Here is a 7,251-nt window from a genome sequence, read left to right as displayed (position 1 = left end):
GGCCGGGTCAGCTTCATCCACGGCTCGATCCTCAGCGCCTGGGCGGCCTCGGGCTGGGAGCGCTCCTGGCTGGGGCTTCCCACCTCCAACGAGACCGCCTCCACCAAGGGTGGGGTGTTCCAGCGCTTCGAGCGCGGGGTGGGGTACTGGAGCCCGGCGACCGGTGCGCAGTTCGTGGGTGAGCCGGTGCTCAGTGCCTGGGGAGCCTACGGCTATCAGACCGGATCCATGGGCTACCCGCGCAGCGGTGGCGTGGTAGGGGTCGGTGGCAGCCGTCACCAGATCTTCGAAGGCGGCATCGCCTACTGGCGCCCCGGGGGCCGGGTCAGCTTCATCCACGGCTCGATCCTCAACGCCTGGGCGGCCTCGGGCTGGGAGCACTCGAAGGTGGGGCTGCCCACCGGGCGCGCAGTCCGCCAGGCCGACGGCACCATGACCCAGACCTTCGAGAGAGGCGGCATCTCCGTGGCGCCCAACGGGAAAGTGGCCATCCGCTGACATCCCGCACCGGGAGAGCGGCGAGGCGGCCAGGAGTGCATGACACAGCTCATGAGACACTGGCTGCCTCGCCGCTTCCTTACCAGCCGCCTTCATCGACCACCTGCCGGGAAGGACCTCCACATGAACCGAGGACTCGTCTACTTCCACTTCGATCCTCATCATCAGGTCCGCGACTACGTCCTGGCCGCGCTCAGCTCCCTGCGGCCCCACGCCGACCACGTCCTGCTGGTCTCCAACTCACCCATCGGCGACGCCGACCGCGCCCGACTGGAGACCTGCTGCGATGAGATCCTCCAGCGCCCCAATGAGGGGCTCGACGTCGGCGCCTACCGGGCCGGCCTGGAGCACCTGGGCTGGGAGCGGCTCGCCGACTTCGACGAGCTCATCCTGACCAACCACACCTACTACGCGCCGCTGCACCCCTGGGAGGAGGTCCTCACCCGCGCCGCAGGCTGGGAGGGCATCTCCTTCTGGGGCATGACCGAGCACGCCGCCATGCGCCCCCACCCCTTCCTGGCCAGGCGTGAGCTGCCCCGCCACCTCCAGTCCCACTGGATCGCGGTGCGCCGCGGGCTCCTGACGGCCCCGGACTTCCGTGAGTACTGGGAACGGATGCCGGCGGTCTCCTCCTACCGCGACTCCATCCAGTGGCACGAGTCGCGCTTTACCGGCCACTTCGCCGAGCTCGGCCACACCTGGCAGGTCGCCTTCCCCGTGGACCGCTACCGCTCGGCCAACCCGGCCATTGAGGAGGCCCCGGCGCTGCTGGTCGACGGCTGCCCCCTGCTCAAGCGCCGCGCCCTCTTCCACGACCCGCTCCACCAGGACCGCCAGGCCGTCGTCGGTGGGGAGCTGCTGGAGGCCGCCGTCGAGGCCGGCTACAGCGAGGACCTCATCCTGTCCGACGTCGTCCACACCGCGACCGCCCGCGACCTCATCGTCAACGCCGGCCTCACCGAGGTTGTGACCGGGTGCGTCCCCGGGGCCGTGGGAGCCGGTGTGCAGACGAGCTCGCCTGCGCAGCGGTCCTCGGGCTGCGTCGTCGTCCACATTCCAGCCGGGAGGGAGGCGGTGGAGCGCGCCGAGGCCGACGGGATTTCCCGCCGCCTGGCGAGCCTGCCGGCGCACTGGCGGGTCGTGGTCACCTCGCCCGAACCGCTGGATGCCGCCGACCTGGAGCGGGTCACCGGCCGCCGTCCCACACAGGAGGACACAGAGGAGGACTCGGCGCACGGGGAAGGGGACGTGTCTTTGCGCGTGGTGCGCGACCTCGACCCGCGGGGCACGATCGCTTTCCTCACCCAGTGCGACGACCTCTGGGATCCCGGCCGGGGCGCCGGTGGCGACGAGGGTGGTGATGACGGTGGCGACGGTGACGCCCTGGTCCTGCGGATCACCGTGGGGCCCGAGCCCGGCCCCAAGACGAGGGCCGACGACGTCGCCCACCGACAGGCGCTCGACTGCCTGCTGGACTCGCCGGGGTACACGGCCGGCCTCATCGACCTCTTCGCGCAGCACCCCGGCCTCGGCGTGGCCGTGCCCGCCGCCGGCCACATCGGGCAGGCCCACGCAGGACCGACATGGGACGGGCTGGCCGGTGCCGCCAAGGCGCTGTCCCGGCGGCTCGGCCTGACCGTGGAGCTTGATCCGCTCGCCCCCGTGGCTCCGCCCGGTGCGATGTTCATGGCCCGCCCCGCAGCGCTGCGCACCCTGAGTGAGGGAGCCAAGGAGCTTGTGCGGCTCACCGAGCAGGCCGCCGTCGGACCCGAGCAGTCGGCCGAGCGCCTCAAACGCGCCCGCGCCGCCGAGGTGCTCGAGCTGCTGACCGTCTACGCGGCCATGTCCAGCGGCTTCCACCCCCGCGAGGTACTCACCGCGGCCTGGGCCGGGCGCCTCTACGGGGCCCTGGCCTACAAGCATCGGGTCGTTACCGCCGACCTTCCGGACCACACCGATGAGCAGGTCAGGTTCCTCCAGGCCCGGTTCGGTCCCCGGGCCGGAGTCGGTGCCCGGGTGCGCACCTACGTCGACGTCCACCACCCCGACATGGGCAGTGCTCTCAAACCCGCCTACCGCTATCTGACCGGTGGGGCCTCAGACCTGGCGCGCGCTGCGACGAGTGCCGGCAGGCGTCTACGCGACGTCGGCCGTCCTCGGGGGGAAGACAAAGGGGATTGAGCGAGGTGTTAACATACCGTGAGGTGCTTCCCGCACCTCCTGCCGGCATGGTCGGGTATGCCCCTGTTGGAGCCCTTGCCGGAGCCCCAGCCTCGATCAATGAGTCACGTGAGGACCTTTGGCCTGTCCATGAAGAAGATCAGCGTCGTCATCCCCAGTTACAATGAGGAAAAAAGCGTCAGGTTGATGTATGACCGACTGAACTCGGTATTTCGCACGCATCTTCCCCAGTACGACTACGAGATCATCTTCGTCGATGACTACTCGACGGACGGCACCCGCGGCGCGATCCGTGCTCTGGCGGCTGAGGACAAGCGGGTGAAGGCCGTCTTCAACGCCCGTAACTTCGGTTTTCACCGGAATGTCTTCTCGGCGCTCACTTACGGCTCGGGGGACGCGACCTTCATGCTCTTCGGCGACCTCCAGGACCCTCCGGAGAACCTCCCGGAGTTCGTGGCCCGCTGGGAGGCGGGGGCCAAGGTCGTCATCGGGCAGAGGCGATCCTCTGACGAGGGCTTCATCATGACGGGATGCCGTCACCTCTACTACAAGCTCATTGATTGGTTCGCCGACACCCCTCAGATCGCGCGCTTCACCGGATACGGGCTCTATGACGTCGAGTTCATCGATGTTCTGCGGCAGATAGGCGATATTCAGCCCTATTTCAAGACGGTGGTCGCTGAGTACGGGATCGGGCTCGAGATCGTCCAGTACGATCAGGCCCAGTCCTCCCGGGGGAAGTCGAACTTCAACTTCCTGCGCAACTACGACTTCGCCATGCAGGGAATCACCAGCTCCACCAAGCTGCTGATGCGCATGGCCACCTTCGTGGCCACCTTCGTCGGCATCATCTGCCTGGGCCTGGCCATCTTCGTCCTGGTCAAGAAGCTCATCGACTGGAATGCCTATCCGGTGGGTGAGGCCTCCCGCACGGTGGGCCTGTTCTTCCTCGGCTCCATTCAGCTGTTCTTCATCGGAATCCTGGGCGAGTACATTCTCAGCATCAACGGGCGCATTGTCAGCAAGCCTCGCGTGGTCATCGGTGAGCGCCTCAACTTCGGACCCTCCGAGGGGCCGTCGGGCTTCGGGGGCGGCCCGTCGTCGTCGCAGGCGGATCCCTCCACGCAGGAACGTCCCGGCGGGAACGCCTCTTGAACGCCCTCCAGGAGAAGCTGCGCCCCATCCTCCTGCAGTTCGGGCGCTTCCTCGTCGTCGGCGGCATCTCCTTCAGTGTTGACTTTGGCCTGTTCACCGTGCTGTACGGGCTGGGCGTGCCCCACCTCATCGCCAGTGCGACGTCCTTCTCCACCTCGGTGGTGCTCAACTACATCCTCTCCAGGCGCTACGTCTTCGAGGCCCAGGAGAATGTCAGTGTCCTCAAGGAGTTCACGCTGTACGTTCTGCTCAACGTCGTCGCACTGGGCCTGAACACACTCATCCTCTATGTATGCGCCGACCTTGCCGGCATGAGCCCCTTCCTGGGGAAGATCCTCGCCACGGCAATCGTGCTCATCTACAACTTCATCTCCCGCAAAGCCCTCCTGGAGCGTCTTGGCACCTCCGGCGGGGCGGCTGTCCACCACCCCGATAAACAGGCAGGCTCTCGTGTCCGGTAAGTCCGCGAAGAACAGTACGGATCAGGTCAAGAACAACACCGCTGAGACAGTCGATCAGGACCTCGCGCAAGAGATCCGCGCCCAGGACGAGGACGGGCGGCCGACAGGCGCGTCAGAGGAGCCGGAGGCCGTCCCGGCCGCAGGCGTGGCCTCACGGATTCGCACGTTCATCGATGCCAGGAGCGATCAAGGACGCCGGGCGGTCGAGCGCGTGGTGGACAGCCGCCTCGGCTCCTGGTGGAGCAGTACCGAGGGGCCCGGCCTCGTGGACTGGGCACTGCTGGGCGTCATCCTGCTCGGCGCCTACGCCTTCTTCCTCTACGGGGACGTGCGAGCCACCTTCGAGCACTCCTTCAACTTCCTGGACTCGGTGCTCCAAGGGCGGGTGGGAGACTTTTACCAGATCGCGATCGAGCACACCTCGACCGGTCACCCCGCGGTCTACGACATTCCGCTCTACCTGCTCTTCGGGCTATGGAACCTGCCGACCTACATCATCTACCGGATCACCGGCTTCCACTACCTGCTGTCGACGCCGGCGCAGCTGTGGCTCAAGACCCTGATGGTGCTGGCCGCGCTCATCGCCGCCAAGGTACTGGTGGACATTGCGCGGGATCTGGGAGTCAGCCGGCAGCGCAGCAAGTGGGTCGCCTTCTTCTTCCTGTCCTCGATGACGCTGTTCGTCCCGGTCTTCGTCATCGTCCAGTACGACATCATCATGATCGTCTTCATCCTGCTGGGGCTGCGCGCCTACCTGCGCGGCCGGCTGGGCAGGTTCCTGCTGTGGTTCGCGATCGCCAATACCTTCAAGCTCTTCGCCATCTTCATCTTCGTGCCGCTGCTGCTGCTGCGGGAGAAGCGGCTGCGCGTGGTGGCCCTTCAGTTCGGCGCCGGCCTGCTCGGCCTGGTGGCCTGCCGGGCCATCTACCACGGCAACGTGGCCTACAAGGCGTCCACCGGTGGATTCATGAGCAGCATGCTCCAAAGGCTCACCGCCGTCGGGATACCGTGGATGGGCAGTACGATCCCGGTCTTCGTGGTGTTCATGGTCGGGATCGTCGTCTTCGCCTACCTGCGCCGCCCTCAGGGGACGAAGGCTCTGGCGGCCGACGCGGTCTACATCTGCATGGCCATCTACCTCGTCTTCGCCACGGTGGTCCCGCTCAACCCCTACTGGGCCGTCATGGTCTCGCCCTTCGCGGTGCTCATCATCTTCCTCAACCCGCGTCACGTGCTGCTCAACACCCTCCTCGAGACGGGTGTGGGAACCGCCTTGTTCCTCCTGTACGCCTTCAACGGCTACTCCATGTACAACCGGTCGATCTTCGATCAGCTGCTCCTGCCTCACCTGATCGCCCCGGTGGCGCAGCCCCGGTACGAGACTCCCGCGCAGTTCCTCGAGACCGTGGGAATCAGCCGGCAGGGCTCCTTCATCGTCGGCTTCATGATCGCCTGCGCCCTGGCGATCCTCATCATCAACTTTCCCCGTCAGAAGATGGTGGAGGACCTGGGCCAGGGGGAGCGCATTCCGCGCTCGGCGGCTTGGGTGCGTCTCCTCATGCCGGCAGGCTTCAGCGCGCTTGTCATGATTCCCTACTTCGTGCCCGCCATTCCGGTGGTGTACTCGGCATCCACTGACGCCCCTCAGGCGGGGAGCGTCAACATTCTCCAGGACGGGGCCAGGGTCGCCGAGACGATCACCCTGCCGTCGACCGTGGAGGTCAGATCCATCAATATCGCCTTCCTGGCCGAAGAGGTGCAGTGGCTCGACTCCTCGGTGGTCAACGTCGAGGTCACGGACGCCTCCGGCCACCAGGTCTTCAGGACCGAGGCCCCGGCGAACTCCCTTCACGCCGGCCTGCACGAGTTCCCGGTCAAGGGACTGGTCCTGCACGGTGGCGAGAAGTACACCGTGACGATCACCAGTAAGATGACCGAGGGCGGCAATGCCCGTGTCATGATCAACCCTGCAGTGGACCAGTTCCCGACCACGGAGAACGGAACGACCGTCCACGGTGACCTTCTCATGACCATCGCCGGCAGAACCAAGTGATTGCTCCGCAACCGCACCTGTTAGGATGCACAACCATGGCAAAGACAGTTCTCGTCACTGGAGCCGGCGGCTACATCGGTCGCCACGTCGTCACCGCGCTCCTGGAGCGCGGCCTGGACGTCAAGGCCCTCGACCTACGACTCGACGGTGTCGACGAGCGGGCGCAGAAGGTCTCCCTGGACCTCTTCTCCGGGGATGCCGACATCTACGACCAGATGGGACGCCCCGACGTCGTCCTGCACATGGCCTGGCGTGACGGATTCAAGCACGCCTCCTGGGCCCACATGGATGACCTGGCCAAGCACGCCCACCTCATCGAGAACCTCTACGCGGGAGGCCTCAAGCACCTCGCCGTCATGGGGACGATGCATGAGGTCGGCTACTGGGAGGGTGCTATCGACGAGACCTCTCCGTGCAACCCCGCCTCGCTCTACGGCATCGCCAAGAACGCGCTGCGGGAGACCACCTTCCTGTCGGCCAAGGCGCACGGTGCCGTCGCCCAGTGGATCCGCGCCTACTACATCGTGGGGGACGACAAGTTCGGCAACTCGATCTTCTCCAAGCTCCTGGCCGCCGCCGAGGAGGGTCGCACCACCTTCCCCTTCACCACGGGTAAGAACCGCTACGACTTCATCTCCGTGGACGAGCTGGCCAGGCAGATCGCAGCGATCGTGGACCAGACCGAGGTCACCGGCGTCATCAACGCCTGCACCGGCGAGCCCGTGAGCCTGGCCGAGCGCGTCGAGGCCTACATCCGCGACAACGGCCTGGACATCACCCTGGAGTACGGGGTCTTCCCGGATCGGCCCTACGACTCGCCGGGAGTGTGGGGCGATCCGACCAAGATCCGCCGTATCCTCGCTTCAAGCGCGAGCTGAGGCACCCTGAGCAGCCGCATCCCCA

Annotated in this window: 6 protein-coding genes; all 6 read left to right on the top strand. The window is 66.4% G+C overall.

All coding sequences use genetic code 11. The features are described 5' to 3' along the window. Positions 1-498: LGFP repeat-containing protein (locus HMPREF2883_RS07260; protein ID WP_371080527.1), on the top strand; the 498-nt coding region annotated here is incomplete at its 5' end. A gap of 123 nt (positions 499-621) precedes the next feature. After that, positions 622-2,679 (top strand): rhamnan synthesis F family protein, encoded by a 2,058-nt coding sequence (locus tag HMPREF2883_RS07255; protein WP_070660336.1) that lies wholly within the window; start codon positions 622-624, stop codon positions 2,677-2,679. A 99-nt stretch (positions 2,680-2,778) separates the two neighbouring features. After that, positions 2,779-3,834 (top strand): glycosyltransferase family 2 protein, encoded by a 1,056-nt coding sequence (locus HMPREF2883_RS07250; protein ID WP_256277378.1) that lies wholly within the window; start codon positions 2,779-2,781, stop codon positions 3,832-3,834. Beyond that, positions 3,831-4,295 (top strand): GtrA family protein, encoded by a 465-nt coding sequence (locus tag HMPREF2883_RS07245; protein WP_070660331.1) that lies wholly within the window; start codon positions 3,831-3,833, stop codon positions 4,293-4,295. The genes HMPREF2883_RS07250 and HMPREF2883_RS07245 overlap by 4 nt, the downstream gene beginning before the upstream one ends. Beyond that, entirely contained in the window at positions 4,285-6,348 is a 2,064-nt protein-coding gene (locus tag HMPREF2883_RS07240; RefSeq protein ID WP_070660328.1) for a glycosyltransferase family protein, read from the top strand. The genes HMPREF2883_RS07245 and HMPREF2883_RS07240 overlap by 11 nt, the downstream gene beginning before the upstream one ends. 35 nt (positions 6,349-6,383) lie before the next feature. Further along, a complete protein-coding gene (locus tag HMPREF2883_RS07235; protein WP_070660325.1) occupies positions 6,384-7,226 on the top strand; it encodes an NAD-dependent epimerase/dehydratase family protein in 843 nt (280 codons plus the stop codon). The last annotated feature ends 25 nt before the right edge of the window (positions 7,227-7,251 follow it).

This window comes from Actinomyces sp. HMSC075C01 (genome assembly GCF_001812965.1).
Taxonomy (GTDB): domain Bacteria; phylum Actinomycetota; class Actinomycetes; order Actinomycetales; family Actinomycetaceae; genus Actinomyces; species Actinomyces acetigenes.
The sequence above is the reverse complement of the archived record's forward strand: the minus strand, read 5'-3'. Positions and strand labels throughout refer to the sequence as shown.

Excerpts from the sequence above, each read along its gene's own strand:
- HMPREF2883_RS07250 (WP_256277378.1), top strand. The coding sequence starts at position 2,779 with ATGAGTCACGTGAGGACCTTTGGCCTGTCCATGAAGAAGATCAGCGTC.
- HMPREF2883_RS07255 (WP_070660336.1), top strand. The coding sequence starts at position 622 with ATGAACCGAGGACTCGTCTACTTCCACTTCGATCCTCATCATCAGGTC.
- HMPREF2883_RS07235 (WP_070660325.1), top strand. The coding sequence starts at position 6,384 with ATGGCAAAGACAGTTCTCGTCACTGGAGCCGGCGGCTACATCGGTCGC.